22 protein-coding genes are annotated in these 22,405 nt (G+C 46.0%); 20 read left to right on the top strand and 2 right to left on the bottom strand.

Annotation, left to right across the window (positions count from 1 at the left end):
* Positions 1-31 precede the first annotated feature (31 nt).
* The 5 genes from Q9R36_RS19105 to Q9R36_RS19085 all read left to right on the top strand — a co-directional run bounded on the left by Q9R36_RS19105 (position 32) and on the right by Q9R36_RS19085 (position 5,332).
* Complete coding sequence (locus tag Q9R36_RS19105) at positions 32-799, top strand: sugar phosphate isomerase/epimerase family protein (RefSeq protein WP_311225728.1); 768 nt, start codon at positions 32-34, stop codon at positions 797-799.
* 5 nt (positions 800-804) lie between these two features.
* Positions 805-1,848 (top strand): Gfo/Idh/MocA family protein, encoded by a 1,044-nt coding sequence (locus tag Q9R36_RS19100; RefSeq protein WP_311225727.1) that lies wholly within the window; start codon positions 805-807, stop codon positions 1,846-1,848.
* Positions 1,845-2,813: a sugar phosphate isomerase/epimerase family protein gene (locus tag Q9R36_RS19095; protein ID WP_129612608.1), complete on the top strand. Its 969-nt coding sequence runs from the start codon at positions 1,845-1,847 to the stop codon at positions 2,811-2,813. Before Q9R36_RS19100 ends, Q9R36_RS19095 begins: the two co-directional genes overlap by 4 nt.
* A gap of 442 nt (positions 2,814-3,255) precedes the next feature.
* Positions 3,256-3,918 (top strand): BlaI/MecI/CopY family transcriptional regulator, encoded by a 663-nt coding sequence (locus Q9R36_RS19090; protein WP_165352590.1) that lies wholly within the window; start codon positions 3,256-3,258, stop codon positions 3,916-3,918.
* A gap of 508 nt (positions 3,919-4,426) precedes the next feature.
* Positions 4,427-5,332 carry an ROK family protein gene (locus Q9R36_RS19085; RefSeq protein WP_129612610.1) on the top strand — a complete coding sequence of 302 codons (906 nt, stop codon included), beginning with the start codon at positions 4,427-4,429 and terminating at the stop codon, positions 5,330-5,332.
* Between the two features lie 497 nt (positions 5,333-5,829).
* Here the strand turns inward: Q9R36_RS19085 and Q9R36_RS19080 are convergent, their stop codons facing one another.
* Both Q9R36_RS19080 and Q9R36_RS19075 read right to left on the bottom strand, forming a co-directional pair.
* Positions 5,830-6,045, bottom strand: coding sequence for a hypothetical protein (locus tag Q9R36_RS19080; RefSeq protein ID WP_022544013.1), 216 nt, complete (start codon positions 6,043-6,045; stop codon positions 5,830-5,832).
* A 158-nt stretch (positions 6,046-6,203) separates the two neighbouring features.
* A complete protein-coding gene (locus tag Q9R36_RS19075; RefSeq protein WP_311225726.1) occupies positions 6,204-7,904 on the bottom strand; it encodes a transglutaminase domain-containing protein in 1,701 nt (566 codons plus the stop codon).
* A gap of 231 nt (positions 7,905-8,135) precedes the next feature.
* On the opposite strand from Q9R36_RS19075, the gene Q9R36_RS19070 reads away from it, so the two are divergent.
* The 15 genes from Q9R36_RS19070 (at position 8,136) to Q9R36_RS19000 (ending at position 21,908) form a co-directional block, all read left to right on the top strand.
* A complete protein-coding gene (locus Q9R36_RS19070; protein ID WP_311225725.1) occupies positions 8,136-9,602 on the top strand; it encodes an aldehyde dehydrogenase family protein in 1,467 nt (488 codons plus the stop codon).
* A 108-nt stretch (positions 9,603-9,710) separates the two neighbouring features.
* The gene (locus Q9R36_RS19065) at positions 9,711-10,898 is read left to right on the top strand and encodes an MFS transporter (RefSeq protein WP_311225779.1); all 1,188 of its coding nucleotides are present in this window, start codon (positions 9,711-9,713) and stop codon (positions 10,896-10,898) included.
* 74 nt (positions 10,899-10,972) lie between these two features.
* Positions 10,973-11,362, top strand: coding sequence for a CidA/LrgA family protein (locus tag Q9R36_RS19060; protein ID WP_009793245.1), 390 nt, complete (start codon positions 10,973-10,975; stop codon positions 11,360-11,362).
* Positions 11,340-12,032 (top strand): LrgB family protein, encoded by a 693-nt coding sequence (locus tag Q9R36_RS19055; protein ID WP_311225724.1) that lies wholly within the window; start codon positions 11,340-11,342, stop codon positions 12,030-12,032. The genes Q9R36_RS19060 and Q9R36_RS19055 overlap by 23 nt, the downstream gene beginning before the upstream one ends.
* Positions 12,033-12,107: 75 nt before the next feature.
* Complete coding sequence (locus Q9R36_RS19050; protein ID WP_009793247.1) at positions 12,108-12,311, top strand: ChaB family protein; 204 nt, start codon at positions 12,108-12,110, stop codon at positions 12,309-12,311.
* 102 nt (positions 12,312-12,413) lie between these two features.
* A complete protein-coding gene (locus Q9R36_RS19045) occupies positions 12,414-12,845 on the top strand; it encodes a DUF4362 domain-containing protein (RefSeq protein WP_311225723.1) in 432 nt (143 codons plus the stop codon).
* Positions 12,846-12,932: 87 nt separating this feature from the next.
* Entirely contained in the window at positions 12,933-14,513 is a 1,581-nt protein-coding gene (locus Q9R36_RS19040) for an ATP-binding protein (protein ID WP_311225722.1), read from the top strand.
* A 14-nt stretch (positions 14,514-14,527) separates the two neighbouring features.
* Positions 14,528-15,205 (top strand): response regulator, encoded by a 678-nt coding sequence (locus Q9R36_RS19035; protein WP_094767739.1) that lies wholly within the window; start codon positions 14,528-14,530, stop codon positions 15,203-15,205.
* Positions 15,206-15,406: 201 nt separating this feature from the next.
* Positions 15,407-16,411, top strand: a complete 1,005-nt coding sequence (locus Q9R36_RS19030) for a tripartite tricarboxylate transporter substrate binding protein (RefSeq protein ID WP_129612614.1) — start codon at positions 15,407-15,409, stop codon at positions 16,409-16,411.
* Positions 16,412-16,425: 14 nt separating this feature from the next.
* Positions 16,426-16,884: a tripartite tricarboxylate transporter TctB family protein gene (locus Q9R36_RS19025; RefSeq protein ID WP_009793254.1), complete on the top strand. Its 459-nt coding sequence runs from the start codon at positions 16,426-16,428 to the stop codon at positions 16,882-16,884.
* 12 nt (positions 16,885-16,896) lie between these two features.
* Positions 16,897-18,405: a tripartite tricarboxylate transporter permease gene (locus tag Q9R36_RS19020; RefSeq protein ID WP_129612615.1), complete on the top strand. Its 1,509-nt coding sequence runs from the start codon at positions 16,897-16,899 to the stop codon at positions 18,403-18,405.
* A gap of 202 nt (positions 18,406-18,607) precedes the next feature.
* Positions 18,608-18,877: a 30S ribosomal protein S14 gene (gene rpsN, locus Q9R36_RS19015; protein ID WP_022544009.1), complete on the top strand. Its 270-nt coding sequence runs from the start codon at positions 18,608-18,610 to the stop codon at positions 18,875-18,877.
* A gap of 45 nt (positions 18,878-18,922) precedes the next feature.
* Complete coding sequence (locus Q9R36_RS19010) at positions 18,923-19,264, top strand: hypothetical protein (RefSeq protein WP_009793259.1); 342 nt, start codon at positions 18,923-18,925, stop codon at positions 19,262-19,264.
* 321 nt (positions 19,265-19,585) lie between these two features.
* Positions 19,586-21,361 (top strand): gamma-glutamyltransferase, encoded by a 1,776-nt coding sequence (ggt, locus tag Q9R36_RS19005; protein WP_311225721.1) that lies wholly within the window; start codon positions 19,586-19,588, stop codon positions 21,359-21,361.
* 64 nt (positions 21,362-21,425) lie between these two features.
* The gene (locus Q9R36_RS19000; protein ID WP_311225720.1) at positions 21,426-21,908 is read left to right on the top strand and encodes a hypothetical protein; all 483 of its coding nucleotides are present in this window, start codon (positions 21,426-21,428) and stop codon (positions 21,906-21,908) included.
* Positions 21,909-22,405: the final 497 nt, after the last annotated feature.

The raw sequence follows: 22,405 nt of genomic DNA, 5'->3' as shown, positions 1-22,405 counted from the left end.
TTTGAAATTATTCGGAAGCGAGGGGATCAAGATGTCGGGAATACCAATTGCAGTACAGCTCTATACACTTCGTGAAGAAACGGAGAAAGATTTTGCGGGAACCCTGAAGAAAGTGGCAGAACTCGGTTTTGACGGGGTGGAATTTGCAGGTTTTGGAGGGCTGAGTGCAGAAAAAGTGAAGGAATTGACTGACGACCTTAATCTTGCGCCGGTATCAGCCCACATCCCGCTGGCCGATCTTAAGGACAACCTGGACAACGTGATTTCTGGTCTTAAAACGGTTGGGGTTCAATATGCAGTATGTCCATTTCTGATGCCCGATCAGCGGACAGAGGAAAACTATCAATCACTCATTCCCCTGCTGAACGAAGCAGGCCGGAAGCTGAAGGATGCAGGAATCACCTTATGCTACCATAACCATGATTTCGAGCTTGAAAGATTGAGTGACGGGAGGATGGCGCTTGAGGCCATTTTTGATGACAGCGACCCTGAACTGCTCCAAACAGAACTGGATGTCTACTGGCTGGCAAAAGCAAAGGAAGATCCGGCTGCCTGGATCAAAAGGTATAAAGGCAGGTCACCGCTTGTGCATCTGAAGGATATGACAAAAGATGAAGAACAGTTCTTCGCGGAGCTTGGGACGGGAAGCATCGACCTGGAGGAAATCCTCAGTCTTGGGGATGAAGCAGGAGTAAAGTGGTGGGTAGTAGAACAGGATGCAACCCGCTTAACGCCATTTGAAAGCATTGAAATCAGCATTAAGTACCTAAAAAAACAATTATCCATTAAAGGAGTTTGATCCTTATGACTACATTAAAAGCTGCTGTTATCGGCTGCGGAAGCATTGCCCAATATCGCCACCTGCCGGAATATGCCGCAAATCCATTGGTAGAAATCGCTGCTGTATGCGACAGCAACCTGGAAAGAGCAGAAGAGACAGCTGCAAAATATGGGGCCAGGGCATTCACCGATTATAAAGAAGCGATTGAAATGGAAGGAATCGACCTGGTCAGTGTTTGCCTGCCGAATTTCCTCCATGCAGAAGTTACGCTGGCAGCCCTGAATGCAGGCCGCCATGTATTGTGTGAAAAGCCTATGGCTGCATCAAGGGAAGAAGCAGGAGCAATGAATGAGGCTGCAAGGGCAAACGGAAAAAAACTCATGATTGCCCACAACCAGCGCTTCACTGCTGCGCATCAGAAAGCAAAGGAACTTATTGAGAGCGGTAAGCTGGGCAGGATTTTCAGCTTCAGAACAACTTTCGGGCATGCCGGCCCAGAAGGATGGAGTGCGGATGGCGCTGACAGCTGGTTCTTTAATAAAAAAGAAGCTTTTATCGGTGCCATGGGCGATCTTGGCGTACATAAAGCCGATTTATTGCGCTATCTGCTCGGGGAGTTCACAGAAGTCGGTGCGCTGATTGCGACTAACGCGAAGGAAAATACAGAAGTGGACGATAATGCGGTCTGTGTTCTCCGATCAGAGTCAGGAGCAGTCGGCACACTGGCAGCAAGCTGGTCATATATGGGCGGAAGCGACAACTCCACTGTCATCTACGGGGAAAAAGGGACCCTCCATCTTGAAGCAGATCCGGAATACTCCCTGATAGAGGTTTACCGTGACGGCAGTTCGGTTCAGCATAAGCTGGACAAAATCCAGACAAATGAGGAAGGCGGACAGACAACTTCCCATGTGATTAATCATTTTGTTAAAAGTGTAGCAGAAGACAAGGAGCCGCTGATCAGCGGAGAAGAAGGCTTAAAGAGCCTTGAAATCATCCTTGCTGCAATCGAATCACAGAAAACTAAGCAGATTGTTCCTCTTAAGAAGGGGGTCCTGGCAGAATGAAGCTCGGTGTTTTTGCAGTCTTATTTTCACAAAAATCTTTCGAAGAAATGCTCGATCATGTAAAAGGAGCAGGTCTTGACGCTGTTGAAATCGGCACAGGCTGCTATCCTGGAAATGCACATTGCCCATTGGACGAATTGCTTGAGGATGAGGCAAAAAGAAAAGCTTACCTGGAAGCAGTAACATCAAGAGGGCTGACAATCAGCGCATTCAGCTGCCACGGGAATCCGATTTCCCCTGATAAAGCTTTTGCTGAAGAATCTGATGAGGTACTCCGTAAAACCATCAAGCTTGCTTCACTCCTCGGTGTACCAGTCGTCAATGCCTTTTCCGGCACAGCAGGCGACAGTGAAGAAGCAAAACAGCCAAACTGGCCAGTTGTACCTTGGCCGGCTGAATATGGGGATGTCCTGAAATGGCAATGGGAAAACAAGCTAATACCATATTGGAAGGAAATCGGCACTTTAGCAGAAGAGCATAATGTTAAAATTGGACTGGAGCTGCATGGCGGCTTCCTTGTCCACACACCTTACACCATGCTGAAGCTTCGCGAGGAAACAAGCCCGGCCATCGGGGCGAATCTTGATCCAAGCCACTTGTGGTGGCAGGGAATCGATCCGGTCGCAGCGATTAAGATTCTCGGGAAAGCCGGTGCCATTCATCATTTCCATGCCAAGGACACCTATATTGATCAGGATAATGTCAATATGTATGGACTGACAGACATGCAGCCATATGGGGAAGTTCAGACACGCGCCTGGACGTTCCGCAGCGTCGGATGCGGCCACAGCATCCAGGAATGGAGCGATATGATGAGCGCCCTGAGGCTGTATGGCTATGACTATGTTGTCAGCATCGAGCATGAAGATCCGCTGATGTCGATTGATGAAGGGTTTGCACGCGCAGTGAAGAACCTGAATGAAGTTCTGATCCGGGAAACACCTGGGGATATGTGGTGGGCGTAATGATGTTCAGTAGCAAGTAGCTAAGTTTATGAGCAGGGTATCCAGGATGGATGCCCCGCTTTTTTTGTTTTGTGCCTTCTCAAGATGAATTGGAGCCTATAATAAGTAGGTGAGGTTTTAACCCATATCTCTCTTAAGGTTAGGAGATGTTAGATAAGAATTATTGTCGAATGGCATAAGTTGATTGACAATTGTTAGAAATCTAATACACTAAAATTAGTTTATCCAAGGGTTATCATCGAAATATTCTTTTATCATTGCTGCTCCACAATTCTGTTTGCCTGTTTCCAATCCTCTTTTTTTCACTACATTTACCACTCATTATTTTCCAAAGTCATTCAAAAATCGTCCTATTAAAACAAATGAATCAAGAATGGATATGATTCATTGGAAGCTTTTAAAGCCTATGCTGTTCATTTTCTTATTGATAGGAGAGGGATATATGGGATTTGAAGAAGAATATCAGGCATTTTTACATTCACACTTACAGGCAAGAACCGGTGAGCGGCTGCGGCGCCTGGAAGAAGGTCACAAACATGCTGAAATGCTGTTTTTGAAGCAAGTGTGGTGGCCAGTATTTTACCAGTTTAATTATCTACACCCTGAATATGAAATTGATAATTCCAATGATGGGAAAAGGTATTTGGATTTTGCTTATATCCGTCCCGGCATCAAGGTTTGTTTAGAGGTCGACGGGTATGGCCCTCACCTAAAGAACATCAGCAGATGGCAATTTTCCGACAGCCTGGAACGTCAAAACCAGCTGGTGATTGATAGATGGACCGTCATCCGCTTTTCTTTTGATCAAGTAAAAGAGAATCCCCGCAGATGCCAACAGGTTGTTCAGCAAGTGATAGGCAGATGGATGGGTGATGAGCTGGACCAAACTTCTTTGTCCTTTCTTGAAAAGGAAGTGCTTCGGCTAGTGATTCGAAAAGGAGAAGACATATCTCCAAAAGAAGTCGAGAAGTATCTAAAACTAAGTGCCAAGACAGTAAAAAAGGTACTTTCCCAACTGGTCGAAAAAAAGATGCTGATCCCCGCATCTGGCACTCAGAGGATTCGATCTTATCGGGTAAGGTATCAGGTCAAGAACCCAGTCTAATTAATAGACGGAAGAATTCCTCTTAAATAGAAATTTCTATAAAAAACAGCTCAAATAAACGGAGAAATTCCGCTTATTGGCTCCAAAAACGTAATAATGTGGTATTTTATTTTGCATAACCGGAAAATCTCCCCTTATTTACCTCGAATTGAGCTCTATTCTGTATTTAGCTGGAAAATCTCCGCTTATTTTTTTCTATTTGATGCATTGAGGACCCATTTGTAATGCTGTTCTAAAAATTTGGAGTCAATCTTTCTGCTTCCACTAAAGTTGCAGTATTAGTGCAATCTATATTATATTTGCACCTGGATACTGTGAATGAGAAAATTAGTTTCAGATTGACAGGAGCAAAGAAAAATAGAAGATTGGTGGACATCAAAGGATATATACTCAAATGGAGTTTCGTTCCTGCCTGTCAGCATGGAAGCAGGTCTTAACTGTTTTTATTGAACGATTCCTCAAAAATAAATAATAAACATAGAGTTGCTGGGTAAGGAGCTATGTCTAAATGAATGAATACGTAATTGGTGTAGATATAGGCGCTACAAATATTCGAGTTGGACTTATCGGAAAAGAGCTGTCGGTGATCCGTATGGAGACGGCAGTAACCAGGAGTTTTAAAACGGCAGATGACATGTTTAGTGAAATCTTCCGGATGGCTGAAAGGGTCGATCCTCAGAAAAATGCTAAGAAAATTGGAATTGCCCTGCCTGTCCCATGGAATGAACAGACACAAGTAATAAAAGATGCGGACAACATTCCTGTTCTTGACGGAATAAGAATTGAGTACATACAATCCTGCTTTCCTGGGCTTGAGGTTTACTTTGACAATGATGTCAACGCAGCAGGGTTGCTGGAAGCCGAACAGGGTGCTGCTGCAGGAAAAAGCTATTCTATCTACATGACAGTGAGCACTGGCATTGGGATGAGTGTTTACTATAACGGTCAAATGATCAGGGGGGACAATGGATATGCAGGCGAAGCGGGCAGAATGATCATCGGCCAGGCAAGCGAAGAAAAGGGGACCAAGGAAATGACACTGGAATCTCTTTGCAGCGGCAGGGCTCTTGATGCCAGGAGTAAGCTAATATATGGTGAAAGTGCGGACGCAGAATATCTGTTTGAAAAATTTAAAGATAAGGAAAAGATGGCTGTTAAAGTGATCTATGATTGGATTGAGCATTTTTCCAGTGCTGTCGCCTCCATCGTTCAGCTCATGGATCCAGTGGCAATTGTCCTTGGCGGAGCTGTAATCTGCTGCAATCCCTGGCTGATAGATGAGATTAACCATAAAATGAAGGAAAAATTATATGCTAATCTAAGAGGCAAAATAAAGCTTGGCATCTGTGAGTTTGGGGGAGAAGCAGGGGTGATCGGTGCTGGCTATATGGCGTTAAACCAAGCAAAAGAATAAATTTGAATTCTGTCCTTCCTTTACCCGCTTTACAAAAAACTGATTTATAACCCAAGTCAACAAGACAGCTAAATGGATAGCTGTCTTGTTTGTACAGCATTTTTAAGGTGGGCCAGCAGTTCAGCGGAAACAATACTTGGCTGATCAATCATTGAAATAATAGCTTGCATTAGGTATCAGCCTGAAAACTGAATGTGGAGCATGCTGAAGCTGATGCAGCCCCCAATAGGGAACCGGGTACCGGTCATGCTGCCCCAATAAAAAGGTTGCAGGACATCTATTTTGGGCAAATAGGGAACCAGATCCTCAGTTTGGTGATGGTTTACTGCAAAAGAAGCCTGCTGCAGCTCTTCAGGACCTGTTTGAGTGGAAAGGCAAAGTGAATTTACTGTTCAGCTCCGGCTTCAGCATAGATGGATAATAGACTCCTTCCCGCAGCATTCTTTCAATGAAAAGAGGGGAAGGAATAAATTCCTCTGCCACAGGATACAGATGTGTTACTTTACCTCCAAAGGCCCCTCCAGCTTCATCTTCTCCAATTCAATCCTCATCTTCTGCGTTTCTATCAAATAATTCTCATGTTTCAATTTTTCCAGTTCCAGCTCTTTTTCAATGATTTTTACTTTTGTTTTGGCAAGTGATTGATAATGGCTTGTGACGATGGCGACAAGCGGGATGGAAAAAATCATTACTACAGTGACCAAACCTGTCATTTGCAACTCCCCCTTTTTAAAGATTTAACATTTGGTTTTTTCGGAATTTTCACTTCTGTCTAGTTTCATACTACCATATTATGGTCTTTCGCCCTATATGAAAATGACCCTTTTAAAAAGAAGAGACAGTACGCCAAGGTTCTGTCTCTCCAAATATTTTAGTAGGTGACCCCTTTTCTTGTATGGGTCTTTTCAAATTCGGCCGGATTGGGCTCAAAGTATTGATCGGTATATTTGGCAACGAATTGATCGTCTTGAATATAGCCGGCTCCCCAGGTCGGGTCCATGACGATCCAGCTGCCGTTCGCTTTTGCTTCGACCCAGGCATGGTTGGATGGCCAGAAGCCGCCGCGCGCGGTACCCTCAATGATTCTTGCTTCAATCCCGCTGGCACGCAATAGCGCGGTGGAGAGGTAGGCATAATCCTGGCAGACGCCGGTTTTCGTTTCCAGCGTTTTCAGGGCGCTGTCATCCCAGCTGAATGTACTATTTTCATATTTGTCGACATCATAGGAAACATTTTTGGCGACATATTCATAGATGGCTTTGATTTTTTCCTTCTCAGTGCTTTTTCCCTCTGTCAGTTTGCCGGCAAGACTCTTGATTTCTGGTGCTTCTGACTCGACACCCCTTGATGGCAGAAGGTCGCGCTGATCTTCGCTTTCTGCTTCCACTTCAAAAGAAGCAAAGCCGTAATAGCGGAAACTGTCACTGTTTTCTTCCTTGATTTCCGGTACACTCAGCGTTACTTCATAAATGCCCGGCCCGAAGCGGAGGTAGAAGGAGCCGTCGAATTCAAAGTTTTCTACCGGAATGACATCAAGTGCTTCATCCTCGCCTATTTTGGTAGAAACATAGATGTGCGTGGTTTCAGGTCCGAAATCAGCTTCAGGATCTATTTTTCCTTTTACCGTATATTCACCATCGGACTCTTCTCCTCCAAACTGCGGAGACTCCAGTGTGACACCGCGTTCCCTGTAAGCTTCATAAAACTCGATTGGCTTCATGGTCCTGTCTGACTGATTGTCGATCAGAAGCGTTGTGGCAGTCTGGTAATAGTTCTCCCGTTCGTTGTCAGGCACAAGCACTTCCAGCTCGTGGAGACCTTTTCCGTATAGAAGGGGAACATCGTAGGTGAACTTGCCCTGTTCAACCGGCAGGACATGTGTCCAGGTATCAGCATCCTTATTCAGTTTAATCATGATTGTATCATTGTCGCTAAGCCTGCCGGCGCTTCCCTCAAGCTTAAAGATCTCATTATCCTCAACATAGCTGGACTTAAGATCCAGGCTGATTTCATCCTCCTGTCCGAAAGGGGTATATGTGACATCGCGGACGATCTGCGGATTCACATTATGGACCGTGAAAGATGCAGTATCATAATAATAGTTTTCCTGATCCATACTCGGAATCTGCACCTTTACCTGATACTCTCCCTCACCGTTGAAGAAGTGAAGCTCCTGCTTAAATTTTCCGTCCTCAATTTTTGTGTAATATTCGTGGTCAGTGCCTGCCGGACCCTCTTCAGCTGCATGGACTTTGATCCAGACAAAGTCAGATTTCAGGCTGGCTGATTTTTCGATCGTCCCCTCGATAACCGCCTTCTCATTGACGGTAAATTCCTTGTAAGCCGGTTCCTTCAGTTTCAGCCCAACCTCTTCGCTGTAGGAAGTCAATTCAATCGGCTCCAGCTCTGACTCCTTATTCTGATCCTTTGCGAGTTTTTCGTATTTATCTTCCTCCTGCTGGGCAGCCTGTGTTTTTTCTTTATCAGCTTCCGTAGGGCTGCAGGCAGAGATGATCAGAAAGCTGCTCAATATACTTGATAATAATAAATACCTTCGTTTGCGTCCCTTCATGCTTTCCTCCTCAGACATTTGTTTCGGTATAGCTTATTTACGGCCGGTGTCCTCCTTAAGTTTCTGGGTATAAACTCCTGTTTTAAAAAGGTTAGCCAGCTAAGCACATAAGTTGTTATAGCAACTTTATATGTGTTAAGATTCTAGTGCTGCTGATGAGGTGAACCTAAATGTTGCTATAGCAACCTAGGAATCTTCTTTGCAGTAAGTTTCAGGGAGAGGGAGAGATTTATGGTCAATTTTAAGGATTACACCAAACAATATATTAACGGTAAATGGCTGGAGGGAAGCGGCGCCAATACAATCGATGTATTGAATCCATATGACGATTCCAGGCTTTATACTGTAAAAACTGTAAATGAGGCTGACATTGATCAGGCTATGCTTACAGCTGAAAAAGCACAAAAGAAATGGGCAAAGACAACCCCCGGGGAACGCAAAGAAGTTTTAAGGAAAGTAATTGCCTATCTTGAAGAACATAAAGAAGAAATTATAGATATTTATACTTCAGAAACAGGCGGAACCATTCTTGCGGCCAATATTGCCCTGCAGATCACATTTGAGGAGCTGGAGGAAGCGATCAAATTTGCTGATGAAGTAAATGTCGTGAACCAGGTTCCGGCAACCATTGAAGGGAAGGAAAACCACGTGTACCGCGTGCCGGTGGGTGTCATCACCTCCATTTCGCCATTCAACTTCCCGCTTAACCTGTCAGTAAGGACCATAGCGCCAGCCATTGCCCTTGGTAATGCAGTTGTGCATAAGCCGGATGTGGCAACAGGCATCACTGGCGGCGTCATCCTGACAAAAGCTTTTGAAGAAGCCGGCCTGCCGGCAGGGGTCCTGAACCTTCTGCTCACAGATCCGAAAACAGATGGGACAGGCGACTATCTGCTTGAACACCCAATTCCACGCTTCATTTCATTCACTGGCTCAACCGCTGTCGGAAGACATGTCGGGGAAATTGCCGGAAGGAACCTGAAAAAAGTGGCATTGGAGCTTGGCGGAAACAATCCATTCATCGTCCTTTCAGATGCAGATGTTGACCGTGCTGTTGATGCTGCTATCTTCGGAAAATTCGTCCACCAGGGCCAGATCTGCATGATCACAAACAGGATCATTGTCCATAAGGATATTGCTGAAGAATTTACAAATAAATTCGTCGACAGAGCAAAAGCACTTCCTTATGGCAATCCAAAGGATCCTGCAACTGTCGTTGGACCGCTGATCAACGATAGGCAGCTGCAGAAGGCTCAGGCAGTCATTGAAGCCGCCATTGCAAACGGCGAGAAAGTTGCGCTTGAAGGACAAAGAGTTGGCAACATCTTGACTCCGTACGTTTTCAAAGATGTGAAAAATGATTCTGCCCTGGCTCAGACTGAAGTCTTTTCGCCAATCGCAACCATCATTCCGGTTGAAAGTGATGAAGAAGCGATCAGGATTGCCTCTGAAACAGAGTATGGACTGTCATCATCCATCTTTACGCAGGATCTTGAAAAAGCGCAGCAATATGCACTGCAGATTGACAGCGGTGTGACTCATATCAACGATCAGACTGTTAATGCGCAACCGGATATTCCATTCGGCGGCAATAAAGCTTCAGGTGTCGGCCGTTTCGGCAATCCTTGGCTCATTGAAGAATTTACAACAACCAAATGGGTATCTGTCCAAAAAACTTATCGTGAGTTCCCATTCTAATAAAAGACAGGAAAATATCCTATAATATAGGGAAAAGCTCCTCAGATCACTTGGGGAGCTTTTCCCGCGTTAAATATATCCATATATCAGGAGAAAGATGTGAAACAGTTGGAAAAACCTCAGCTTTGGACAAAGGATTTCATCAATATTTCCTTTGCCAGTTTTTTTGTATTTGTAATTTTTTATATGCTGACCGTTACACTGCCGGTTTATGTAGCAGATGAACTGCAGGGCGGAGGGCAGGCAATCGGGCTCGTTATTACGGTATTTGTTCTGTCTGCGATAGTTTTCAGGCCGTTTTCTGGAAAATGGCTTGATACCTTTGGCCCGAAGAAAATTTTGATCATCGGAGCCTCTATTTTCCTGGCTGGATCTATCCTTTACCTTTTTGTTAAATCACCGTTTGTGCTGCTGATTATCCGGGTCATCCACGGTGCGGGCTTTGGTATGGCAACCACCGCAACAGGAGCTATTGCTGCAGCCATTATTCCGGCTGCGCGCCGCGGGGAAGGGATGGGCTATTATGCCACTTTCATGAACCTTGCCATGGTCATCGGACCATTCGCCGGGCTGACCATAATAGGAGCAGCCAGTTACACCGTACTGTTCGCGGTTTGCATTGCCTGCTCCTTGCTTGCTCTTATCTGCGGATTGATGATGGAGCTGAAAGAACAGCAAGACAGGCAGACCCAGCAGGCAGCAGCAGGGAAAAAGATGAAGCTGTCGGACTTCTTTGAACGTAAGACAGTGCCCATCGGATTCGTTGCTTTTACATTATCTTTTGTCTATTCGAGCATCATTTCCTTCATCTCGGTGTATGCGAGAGAGCTGGACCTCGTCCAGGCAGCAAGCTATTTCTTTGTCGTTTATGCCGCAGCGCTATTGATTTCCCGCCCATTTACCGGAAGATGGTTTGATCAGTTCGGGGAAAATAAAGTGATTTATCCGTGCATCCTCTTCTTTGGGATCGGCGTCTGGATGCTGAGTCAGGCATCATCAAGCTTCCAGCTCCTGCTTTCAGGAGCATTTGTCGGCATCGGTTTTGGCACGCTGGTGTCGTGTTTTCAAACCATTGCAGTGGAATCGGCTCCCGCAGGCAGAAAGGGGACGGCAACCGCGACTTTCTTTGTCTTTTTTGACGGAGGCTTTGCCATTGGCTCTTTTATCCTCGGAACTGCTGCGGCCCATTCAGGCTACAGCTATATTTACATGATAGGAACAGTGATTGTCTTGATTGCTGCAGTCCTTTACTTGATCCTCCATGGAAGGAAAGCCGTCCGACGGCTGAATGTATAGAATAGAAATCTAAGCAATTTTGCACTTTTTCCTCTATTATGGATAGTAGATTATCTAGTGGGGGAAAGGTTAGAATGGTGAAAAATGCACTTATCTTTTTATGGCAGCTTTTTTTGCTGTGGATGATTTACGCCGTTTCAGATTTTATCGTTGAAATTCTTCACCTGCCCCTTCCTGCAAGCGTACTTGGCATGATGATTTTATTCATCCTCCTGCTGACCGGTGCCGTAAAGGTAAGCCAGATCGAAAAGGGGGCAGCATTCCTAAACCGGCACCTGGCTTTCTTTTTTATCCCGATAGCTGTCGGGCTGATGAGTTACGGGGGACTGATTCGGACGAGCGGCTGGCAGCTTCTCATAATGATTATCGGCAGTACCGTCATCGGGCTAATCATAACTTCCGGCCTGGCAGCTTATTTTTCAGGGAAGGGGGCGGAAAAGGGTGAGCGGGATCACACTCATTAGCATCCTTTTGACGATCATCGTCTATATCGGGGCAAAGGCGCTTTCTGCCCGGCTGCTTTCCCCATTTGCCACTCCTGTTTTTACAGCTACACTTATCATGATCCTTCTGCTGCTTGCCGGAGGGATTACGTATGAAGAATACACGCCGGCTAAAAATATCATGACCTTCATGCTTGGTCCTGCCACTGTCGCTCTTGCCGTTCCTCTGTATCATAACCGGAGGGTGATCAGGGAAAGATTAATGCCTGCTGTCATCGGTCTTACAGCTGGAACCTTATCGACCATCACATCGGCCGTACTGCTGGCAAAAGTGCTTGGTCTCCCGGAAAAAATCCAGGCGACCTCTGCCGTGAAAGCGATCACGACTCCGGTCGCAATCGAAGCTGCCAGAATAATCGGAGGTGACCCGCCGCTTGCTGCTGTGTTCGTCATCTCGGCCGGTATCTTTGGGGCTGTCATGGGCTCTGTTATTCTATCTTTTCTAAGAATCAGCGATCCTTTCGCTAGAGGGCTTGGCATCGGAACAGTGGCCCACGGGATCGGCACAAGCCAGGCAGCAATAGAAGACCCTGTGCAGGGAGCAGTCTCCAGCGCAGCCATGGGTTTCTCGGCTATTCTTACTTCTTTGGTCATTCCATGGTTTTATTCGCTCCTCCAGTTCCTGCTATGATTTCAACTTTTGGTGTTTAAGAAAATGCCATTCAGGAAAAATACCTAACAGGACAAGAGAAGAGGAGGAATCACTATGCCATACGATAAACTAAGCGAACTGCCGGATTCCGTCAAAGACAATCTGCCGCATCACGCCCAGGAAATCTTCAAAGAAGCCTTCAACTCAGCAAGTGAAGAATACGACGAAGAAGAAACAGCCTTCAAGGTGGCGTGGAGTGCGGTGAAGAAAAAGTATGAGAAAGACGATGATGATAACTGGGTGGAGAAGGAAGAATAGGAAAGAGGCTTGATCCTGGTGACAGGGTCGAGCTTTTTTCATTTAATAGACAAGCTTTCAAATGGTATAATCTGAGATAATATATATTTGGAGGGCTGCTTTTTGAAAAAACTCTTCCCCCTTTACATATTGGTTTCTCTCATCCTCCTGGCCTGCCAAACCCAGGAGGAACCTGCACCTAAACTCCCAGACTACAAGCCTTCAGAAGATGATATTGTCTCCATGCACGGAGACATCAAGAACCTGGACCGGTTTAATTCCTTTATCGTCCATGTACAGCAAGGGCGTAAAGATACCATCAGGGTGGTAAGTTATACAGAAGAAGGCGCCCCGATCCTTCATGATCTTGAATATGATGGGCAAGTCATTCTTTCTATTCTTGATACACGAAGAGATGGTTTTGGAGCGGGAATGATTGAAGAAAGAAAATGCAAGTCTGTTAATATAGAAAAAGGGAAAAAGCAGTCAAATTATACCCTTACCGGCTGTGGGTGGAAAAAAGAAGATTACAGTATTTTGATAATCTCGAAATAAAGCGAGTCCAGTTTTCACCAATACATATGACACTCTATTTGAAATTGACTATTATAATAGAAGACAAACAGTTCGGGGTGCCAGCTTATGAGAAAAAAGAAAGCGGTTACGATGCGCACGAAGATTATCGTATTGATTGTATGGCTAATAGCGGGAGTCATTGTGCTTTTGTCCGGGCTATACGCTTATGTAGAATTTGAACAGACAGAGGAAAGTATGGGCAAGCAGGCCCTTTATGTGGCGCTGGCGGTTTCTCATATGCCTGGGGTAAGGGACGCTTTTGGAGAGGATAATCCCTCAGAAAAAATCCAGCCGCTGGCAGAGAGAATCAGGGAGGATATTGATGCTGAATTTATCGTTATAGGAAATGCGGACAGCATTCGCTATTCACATCCGGATGCCGGCAAGATTGGCGGGCGGATGGTTGGTGAAGATAATGAGCGGGCCCTCGAACAGGGAGAAGCATATGTGTCAAAAGCTACTGGGACGCTTGGACCTTCAATTAGAGGGAAGGCGCCAATAGTGGATGACAATGGGGATATTGCAGGCATAGCATCAGTAGGTTTCCTGATGGATGATATCGAGGAGGAGGCTTTAAGCAGGCTGAAGAAAATCGGGCTCATCTCTTTTGGAGCCATTCTCCTTGGAGTAGCAGGAGGGACACTGCTTGCTAGAGATATCCGGAAAGATATGATGGGTCTGGAGCCGCATGAAATTGCCTCCTTATACCATGAAAGGAGTGCAATCCTTGATTCGGTGAAAGAAGGGATCATTGCTGTGAATCGTTATGGTGTCATCACGATGATGAATCCATCTGCCCGCCGGATTCTCGCTCTAAATGAAGACGGAGTAAATAAGAGAATCGCTGATGTTATCAAGGGAACGGGCATGAATAAGGTTTTGGAAACAGGTGTGCCCGAAAAAGATGTGGAAGTACTCCTCGAGGAAAAACCAGTCGTTGTGAACCGGACGCCTATCGTTGAGAACGATGAGGTTATTGGGGCGGTCGCCAGCTTCAGGGACAAAACCGAAATTAATGAGATGCTTAATACTTTATCAGAAGTGAGGCAATATTCTGAGGACCTTCGCGCCCAGACGCATGAATTTACAAATAAATTATATGTGCTGTCCGGCATGATGCAGCTGGGTCAGTATGAGGAAGCGGTCCGTATGATCCAGGAGGAATCAGGTGCCCATGATCAGCAAAATCACATTCTGTTCGAGCAGATCAGGGACAGCAGCCTGCAGGCAGTCCTGCTGGGAAAATTGGCGAAAGCCTCTGAAAAGAAGGTAAGCTTTACGATTGATGACAGTTCGGCGGTTGAACCGCTGCCGGAAAGAATGACGGTTACCCATTTGATTACGATCATCGGCAATCTGATTGATAATGCCATAGAAGCGACAGAAGGGATGGCGGACAGGCGCATTTCTTTCTTTGCTACAGATATCGGTAATGACATTGTCTTTGAAGTGGAAGATAATGGAGGAGGAATCTTGCCTGAGGATGAGCAGCGGATTTTTGAAAAAGGCTTCTCGACAAAAGAAAAGGACGGCAGGGGATATGGACTTGCTCTCGTCAGCCAGGCAGTCGGGGAACTGGATGGAACGATTGAAATGAAGACTGGAGAGGCGGGGACGATTTTCACTGTTTTCCTGCCAAAAATATAAGAGGATGAGAAAGAATGATCAAAGCGATTATAGCAGAAGATGATTACCGGGTGGCTGCCATCCATGAGCAATTCATAGAAAAATTATACGGCATCGAGTGTATTGGAAAAGCATTGAATGCTGCAGAAGCACTGGAACTGCTCGAGGAAAAGGAAGCAGATCTGCTGATTATGGATATCTATATGCCGGACGAGCTTGGAAGCAGCCTACTGCCTAAAATAAGACAATGCTTTCCCAATCTTGAAGTGATCATGATTACCGCATCCAATGAAAAACAGATGGTAGAGGAGTCCTTGAGATACGGAGTGATCGATTATATGATCAAGCCGGTAACCTTTGAACGTTTCACGGAAGCAATCCGCAAAGTGAACAAAAAAAGAGATTTACTCGAATGCCGGGAAAGTGAACTGACGCAAGAAGCAATCGATCATTATTTAAGCAGCAGTTCAGCGGCAGTAATAGCTTCCGAAAAGATGCCCAAAGGAATCGATTCACTCACTTTAAAAAAAGTGAAAGAAATCCTGGACGGTATGAAGCAAGGCGTTAATGCAGAAGAACTTGGAAAGGAAATGGGCGCTTCAAGGACGACTGCCCGCAGATACCTGGAATACCTGGTAGCCTCCGATGAAGCAAAAGCTGAGCTGGAATATGGAATTGTCGGAAGGCCCGAGAGAAAATATTATCGATTATAGTCTATAGTTTATAATAGCTGCACCCCATGTTAGCTGATGAGGGTGCAGCTTTTTTGTGTTCTCAACCCCGTGAACAAAATGAACAAAAAGCCCGCAAAGTTCTTAACGCTCAATACTTGTTTAATAGATACAAACTTTTCTGATTTTTTTACAATAACAAAAAAGAAAACGTTTTCACCCATGGAAAGGAGCATAAGTTTGATGAAAAAAATGATTCTGGCAGCAGCACTGCTGCTCTGCATGGTGATGATGTCAGCCTGCTCGAGCAAGGAAGCTGCAGGCATTTATAAGGATGGCAAATGGATGCCAAGCAAACCGATCGAAGTGGTGGCTACGGCTGGAGCCGGCGGAGGCTGGGATACCACAGCCCGCATGGTTGCCCAGACGCTAGAAAAGGACGGGCTTATTGATCAAAGGATGCCTGTCATCAATAAACCGGGCGGAGGGGGAGCCGTCGGCTGGGCGTATATGATGAAAAAGGAAGGCAACCCTCATAATATATTTGTCTCGTCTCCGCCTATTATTCTTGTACCACTTAATGGGCAGTCAAAATACGGAGTAGACGACTTTACCCCGCTGTCCAATCTGATTGCCGACTATGCAGCCTTTGCTGTCAGGGCTGATGCAAAATGGGATGATCTGAATGATTTGTTTGATGATATGAAAAAAGATCCTTCCAAAATCTCGGTGGTTGGCGTTTCATCTCCAGGAAGCATGGACCATATCCAATTTATCAAGATTGCCAAAGCCGCCGGTGTGGATGTGACTAAAATCAAATATGTTTCAGACCAGGATGGCGGAGCACTGACACAGCTCCTCAACGGAAGTGTTGACGTTTATTCTGCCGGTACTTCTGAAACAATCGAGCAGGTGCGTGCCGGAAAGATAAAAGTGCTGGGAGTAACTTCTCCGGAAAGATTGAAGGGCGATACACTCGAGGATTTCCCGACAGCCATTGAGCAGGGCATCAATGAAACCTTTGTGAACTGGAGGGGCTTCTTTGGGCCTCCTAATATGGATGAAAAGCAAATTCAGTATTACGAAGAAAGGCTAAAAGAGCTGAATGATTCGCCGGAGTGGAAAAAGATCCGCGAGAAATATGGCTGGAATGAGCTCTATATGGACAGCGGCGAATACAAGGAGTTTCTAAAGAAGGAAAACGATGAATTGTATAAACTGCTTGATGAGCTGAAGCTGATCAGATAAAGGGGGAATCATACATGCTCAAGCCAATCAATCGAAAAATTGGCCTTGTATTAATAGGATTTGCACTGTTTTACCTTATTTTGAGCTTTAGGCTGCCTGAGTATCCGTATGCGGCAATTGATGCAGACTTTGTGCCAAAATCTCTGGGCTTTCTGCTTCTCCTGCTGTCTGTCCTGCTGTTTTTTTCCAGGAAGGCGGAGACGGAAGAAGAAAAGAAAAAGCGGAAGATACCGGAAGGCGAAGCAAGGACATTGCTTACTGTCTGCGCGTTTATATTGGTTTATATCTTCTTTTTTGAAATGGTCGGCTTTGTAGTCATGACGGCTCTTTTCATATTTATCACAACCTGGTATTTGGGCTATAAGAAAAAATGGACAAATGCAATCGTTTCGGTCGTCTTCTCGCTGTCCATTTACATGATGTTCAATTATCTGCTGCAAATCTCACTGCCGGCAGGCATTCTGCCATTTTAAAGGAGGGATCTTATGGGTTCGTTTGAAGGATTATTATCAGGGTTTCAGGTTGCACTGAGCCTGCAGGGGATCTTTTTTGTATTCCTCGGTGTTTTCATCGGTACATTCATCGGCATGATGCCGGGCCTTGGCCCAATCAGTGCGATTGCCATCATGATCCCGGTCACCTATAATATGGACCCAGCCATTGCGCTGATGATGATGGCAGGAGTCTATTATGGAGCGATCTTCGGCGGATCGTCCTCTTCGATCCTGCTGAATGCACCGGGAGTATCGGGGACGGTTGCTACCGCATTTGATGGCTATCCGATGGCCCAGCAGGGGAAGGCGGGCAAGGCGCTGGCCATTGCCGCCATTGCATCGTTCTTTGGCGGGACAGTCAGCGTTGTTCTATTGATGCTGTTTTCCCCGCTTCTTTCGTCGGTTGCCGTTTCATTTGGCCCCGTCGAATACTTCGCTTTGATGCTTTTGGGACTGACGGCCATTTCCAGCTTGTCAGAAGGATCCACACTAAAGGCTTTTATCTCGGCCACTCTCGGCGTCATTGTCGTGACTATTGGAATCGACGGGCAGACAGGCACAGCCCGTTTCACCTTTGACAACGCCTATCTGCTGGAAGGCATCGATTTCCTTATCATCGCTCTTGGGCTTTTTGCCCTGGCAGAGGTTTGTACATTGATATTTAATAGGAAGAATACTTCTTCATCGGAAAATGAGAACATCGGCAGCCTGAAAATCACCAGGGAAGACTTCCAGGAGATGAAGGGACCGATGGCCCGCCAATCGGTACTGGGTTTCATCCTCGGGGTCCTTCCTGGAGCAGGGGCGACTATCGCTTCTTTCATCGGCTATATTACAGAAAAAAAGCTTGCGAAAAAGCCGGAAGAATTCGGGAAAGGCTCCATCAGAGGGCTGGCTGCTCCGGAAACAGCCAATAATGCAGCAACCGGAGGAGCTTTCGTCCCTCTTTTGAGCCTCGGTATTCCGGGATCCGGGACAACTGCAGTCCTGCTGGGGGCCTTCCTGGTGCTGGGCATCCAGCCGGGACCCCTGCTGGTTCAGGATCACCCGGATGTATTCTGGGGCATTATTGCGAGCATGTATATCGGCAATGTGTTTCTTTTGATTTTGAATCTGCCCCTTGTGCCGTATATAGCTAAGGTGCTCACAATTCCGAGGCCGATGCTGATTTCACTCGTTATAACTTTCAGTATGGTAGGCGTATATGCCTTGAGCTTCAACACGTTTGATTTGTACCTGCTTCTGATCTTCGGCATCATTGGATTTCTTATGAGAATTTTCTCTTTCCCGGCGGCACCTTTTATCCTTGCCTTTATCCTGGGCGGAATGATGGAGCAGGCACTTAGGCAGACACTGACTATCTCAGACGGCAGTCTGGCTATCCTGCTGGATCGCCCAATCGGCCTGACGCTCATGTTCATAGCTGTTCTTGTTATGATTGTGCCGCTTTTCAGGAGAAAAAAGAAGTCTGGTTCGTCTAAAGGATCACATGCTGCATAGTGAGGAGGGAGCTGTCTTTTGGCAGCTTCTTTTTGTTTTCGAGCAGGCGGGTTTACACGAAAGGCTGATTCATGGTACGATATGTTTTGTTATAGATAGTAATGGTTACGATTTATCCTTTTCCGATCTCGCTGTTCTATCTTTATTTTATCTTGTTTAAATCGTAATTGTTACGTATTAATTCATGGAGGTATTCGTTAAAATGGCAAAAAAATCAAAAGTAGCAAAAGAGAAAAAGCGGCAGGAGATGGTCGCTAAATATGCTGAGATCCGCAGGGAACTGAAGGAGAAGGGCGATTATGAGGCACTGAGAAGGCTGCCGCGCGATTCATCCCCAACCCGATTGAAGAATCGCTGTGAGGTGACAGGCCGTCCGCGCGGATACCTGCGCAAATTTAAAATGTCCCGGATCGCTTTCCGTGAATATTCTCATAAAGGGCAAATCCCCGGAGTCAAAAAAGCAAGCTGGTAATATGATAAACTAAAGGAACAAATCTTACATGGCGGGGTGTTTAGCATGAATGAAAGACTCGTCGATATAATCATAAGAGAGATTGTCTCGGGGCTGCCCCCTGAAGACCGGGATCTCTACCAATATGTCACAAACATAGAGGACCGTCTTGCACAGCAGTCCGAAACCTCCGACCAGTTCATGAGCCTCCTGGTCAAGCACTCTCCGCATAAACAGGCTGCAGAAAAGTTCAGCCTGGGAGTGACGGAAACCTATCAAAGGATGCAAATGATCGAGCGGGAGATTAACAAGCTGGTTGAAGAACGAAGAACCAGAATGAAGTGGATTGACCTTACAGATAGGCTGGATGCCGATGGGCAAAGACAGCTGTTTTTGTTTATTTCTTGATGAAAGAGCCTGAGTGGGCTCTTTTTTTCGTATGTAGGGAACGTGGCGGAATGCGGCGTGTGGTTTATTAGCAAGTTTGTCGTTTTATTAGCAAGAAATGGATTTTATTAGCAACTTTTCGGATGTATTAGCAAGTTTTACATTTTATTAGCAAGTATTGGGATATATTAGCAACTTCAGATTTTTCAATGCCATTAGGCCCAACTTATATAGAATCTGTATGGGTAAAAATATTTAAAATTCTAAATATTCAGCCGCAAATTTGCCAATCCAGCCTTCCTTCTTTTAAGTTAGAAATGAACCAACAATAGGAGGGATAAGATGAAAAAAGCCGCCAGTGTTTTATTTGTGTATTTGTCCAGTTTTATATTGGTATTCGCTCCTCTTGCTGCTGCAGATGCAAAGCATAAACAGGATCCTTATGAAAAATATGGCGAAGTTGCTGTAGGTGAGGATGGCATGGTTGCCACAGCCCATCCGCTTGCTTCAGAAATTGGGGCTGATGTATTGAAGAAAGGCGGAAACGCCGTTGACGCTGCTGTGGCAATTCAGTTTGCCCTCAATGTAACTGAGCCGATGATGTCAGGCATCGGAGGCGGCGGATTCATGATGGTGTATGATGGAAAAACGAAAGAAACAACGATCATCAATAGCCGTGAGCGTGCCCCGGCCGGAGCAGAGCCGGATATGTTCCTCGATGGAAAGGGAAAGCCGATTCCCTTTGCAGAACGATCTTCGGGCGGAACAGCAGTCGGTGTACCGGGAACCTTGAAAGGCCTTGAAAAAGCACTGGATATGTGGGGAACCATCCCTATGAAGAAATTGATCCAGCCTTCTATTAAACTGGCTGATAAAGGTTTTCCAATCGATCCGGTACTGGCAGCGGCAATAGAAGATAATAAAGAAAAGCTGTCCCGGTCAGCAGCTGCTGAAGTGTTTCTCCCAGGAGGCGAGCCGCTGGAAGAAGGCGACATCCTGGTCCAGAAAGATCTAGCCAAAGCGTTTAAGCTAATTAGGAAAGATGGAAGCGAGGCGCTTTACGAAGGGCCGATTGGGGATGCCCTTGCCGAGACTGTCCAGGATTTCGGCGGATCAATGGTGAAGGACGATTTAGAAAAATATGAAGCAGCAATAGACAAGCCTGTGTGGGGGGAATATCAAGGCTATCAGATTGCCAGCATGCCTCCGCCAAGCTCAGGCGGTGTCTTCCTCCTGCAAATGCTCAAAATACTGGACGGCTTCGACCTTTCCCAATATCCAGTCCGCTCCTGGGAAAAATATCACCTCATGTCAGAAGCCATGCATCTTGCCTATGCAGACCGGGCAGCTTATGCGGGGGACCCGGAATTCGTTGAGGTTCCAGTTAAAGGACTTCTGGATAAGGACTATATTAAAGAACGGCAGCAGTTAATATCGCTTGATGAAATGAATACAAAGCCTGAAGCTGGGGACCCATGGAAGTATGAAAGCGGGAAACCTGATTACAGTGCAGCAGCTCAGCCTGCAGACAGACAATATGGGGAAACCACCCATTTTACGGTAGCAGACCGGTGGGGGAATGTGGTTTCCTATACAACAACGATTGAGCAGGTTTTTGGTACCGGCATCATGGTGCCGGGCTTTGGCGTGATGCTGAATAACGAACTGACTGATTTTGATGCTGTGCCTGGAGGGGCAAATGAGGTCCAGCCTAATAAGCGCCCGCTCAGCAGCATGACTCCGACGATCGTCTTTGAAAATGACAAGCCGGTACTGACAGTCGGATCACCGGGAGGACCGACCATCATAACCTCTGTCCTGCAAACGATCATCCACGCAATAGAGTACGATATGGAACTGAAAGCTGCAGTTGAAGAACCGAGGATCTATACGAATAACCCATCGTCCTACCGGTTTGAAGAAGGGGTGCCAGTTTCTGCCCTGCAGAGGCTGAAGGAAATGGGCCATCGATTCGGCGAGAAACCAGAAACGATAGGCAATGTCCAAAGCATCCTGATTGATCACAAACAGGGAATATTCAAGGGAGTGGCCGACTCCAGCAGAAGCGGAGCAGCGATTGGAGTTGACCTGAAAGGAAAAGGGAAGAAGAAGCATTAGATACTAAAGGGCTGCGGAAATTCCGCAGCCTTTTTCTGGTAAAATAGGTAACGAGGTGATATTTATGAGCGGATTTATCCATATGGAGGATAAGGGGATCATCTATCATGTTTACAATTTGAACTGGCATCTTCCTGAAGAAACTCAAAAAGAAGCGGCTGATATCTTATTACAGCTCCCCGCAGACAAAGTCCGCATGATTATCCCAAAGTATGGCAAAGCCTGCTGGGAAAATGGAGTAGCAGTCATAAGGAAAATAGGCTATCCAAGAAATGAAAACGCGCTGCAGCGGCTGGCAGGTCTCCTGCAGGACAGGAACTGGCCTGGTGCCCTCGACTCAATTGAGGTTTTCAGGGACTTAGGAAAAGAAATCAGTTCTCCCTATATTGAAAGGGAATGCGAAGAAGCAATCAGATGCAGGGATCATGACTGGCTGGAGCACCTTTACTATGCGGTAGAAAGTCTGGGCCTGGAGCTTGAGGATTTTCGTAACGGGGAGACTTACGAAGAGATGCGGAAGCGGGCAGAGGAGCTTCGGGAAATATAGGTTGTTAACATTTGAGACACTCTGATGGTGGGGGAAACGTTGCAGAGTGCCTCTGGAGGGAAATATGAGTCACTTTGATGGTGGGGAAAGCCTGGCAGGGCGCTTCAAGAGGAAGATATGAGTCACTCTGATGGAGAGAGAACAGAGCAGAGTGCCTCAAGTGGAGGATATGAGTCACTCTGGAGGTGGTGAAAGCCGCACAGAGTGACTCAAGAGGAAGATATGAGTCACCCTGGTGGTGGAGCAAGCCGAACAGAGTGACTCAAGAAGAGGATATGAGTCACTCTGATGGGGATAAAGCAGGTCAGAGTGCCTCAAGTGGAGAATATGAGTCAGTCTGAAGGTGGTGAAAGCAGCACAGAGTGCCTCAAGGGGAAGATGAGTCACTCTGATGGGGGTGAAAGCTGAACAGAGTGACTCAAGAAGCAGACATGAGTCACTCAGACTACGAAAAAACAATTAGTGCTTCAAGTGAATTACATAAGGCAATCGCTTCA

This window comes from Bacillus sp. AG4(2022), assembly GCF_031844465.1.
Classification (GTDB): domain Bacteria; phylum Bacillota; class Bacilli; order Bacillales; family Cytobacillaceae; genus Bacillus_AB; species Bacillus_AB infantis.
This window is presented reverse-complemented; position numbering and strand designations above follow the sequence as displayed.

Bases quoted from the DNA above. Each gene is read 5' to 3' on its own strand.
- Q9R36_RS19010 (WP_009793259.1), top strand. From the start codon at position 18,923: ATGAATGAAAGACTCGTCGATATAATCATAAGAGAGATTGTCTCGGGG.
- Q9R36_RS19085 (WP_129612610.1), top strand. From the start codon at position 4,427: ATGAATGAATACGTAATTGGTGTAGATATAGGCGCTACAAATATTCGA.
- Q9R36_RS19060 (WP_009793245.1), top strand. From the start codon at position 10,973: ATGGTGAAAAATGCACTTATCTTTTTATGGCAGCTTTTTTTGCTGTGG.
- Q9R36_RS19100 (WP_311225727.1), top strand. From the start codon at position 805: ATGACTACATTAAAAGCTGCTGTTATCGGCTGCGGAAGCATTGCCCAA.
- Q9R36_RS19080 (WP_022544013.1), bottom strand. From the start codon at position 6,045: ATGACAGGTTTGGTCACTGTAGTAATGATTTTTTCCATCCCGCTTGTC.
- Q9R36_RS19030 (WP_129612614.1), top strand. From the start codon at position 15,407: ATGAAAAAAATGATTCTGGCAGCAGCACTGCTGCTCTGCATGGTGATG.
- Q9R36_RS19020 (WP_129612615.1), top strand. From the start codon at position 16,897: ATGGGTTCGTTTGAAGGATTATTATCAGGGTTTCAGGTTGCACTGAGC.
- ggt (WP_311225721.1), top strand. From the start codon at position 19,586: ATGAAAAAAGCCGCCAGTGTTTTATTTGTGTATTTGTCCAGTTTTATA.
- Q9R36_RS19000 (WP_311225720.1), top strand. From the start codon at position 21,426: ATGAGCGGATTTATCCATATGGAGGATAAGGGGATCATCTATCATGTT.
- Q9R36_RS19025 (WP_009793254.1), top strand. From the start codon at position 16,426: ATGCTCAAGCCAATCAATCGAAAAATTGGCCTTGTATTAATAGGATTT.
- Q9R36_RS19095 (WP_129612608.1), top strand. From the start codon at position 1,845: ATGAAGCTCGGTGTTTTTGCAGTCTTATTTTCACAAAAATCTTTCGAA.
- Q9R36_RS19105 (WP_311225728.1), top strand. From the start codon at position 32: ATGTCGGGAATACCAATTGCAGTACAGCTCTATACACTTCGTGAAGAA.
- rpsN (WP_022544009.1), top strand. From the start codon at position 18,608: ATGGCAAAAAAATCAAAAGTAGCAAAAGAGAAAAAGCGGCAGGAGATG.
- Q9R36_RS19040 (WP_311225722.1), top strand. From the start codon at position 12,933: ATGAGAAAAAAGAAAGCGGTTACGATGCGCACGAAGATTATCGTATTG.
- Q9R36_RS19075 (WP_311225726.1), bottom strand. From the start codon at position 7,904: ATGAAGGGACGCAAACGAAGGTATTTATTATTATCAAGTATATTGAGC.
- Q9R36_RS19090 (WP_165352590.1), top strand. From the start codon at position 3,256: ATGGGATTTGAAGAAGAATATCAGGCATTTTTACATTCACACTTACAG.
- Q9R36_RS19070 (WP_311225725.1), top strand. From the start codon at position 8,136: ATGGTCAATTTTAAGGATTACACCAAACAATATATTAACGGTAAATGG.
- Q9R36_RS19035 (WP_094767739.1), top strand. From the start codon at position 14,528: ATGATCAAAGCGATTATAGCAGAAGATGATTACCGGGTGGCTGCCATC.
- Q9R36_RS19050 (WP_009793247.1), top strand. From the start codon at position 12,108: ATGCCATACGATAAACTAAGCGAACTGCCGGATTCCGTCAAAGACAAT.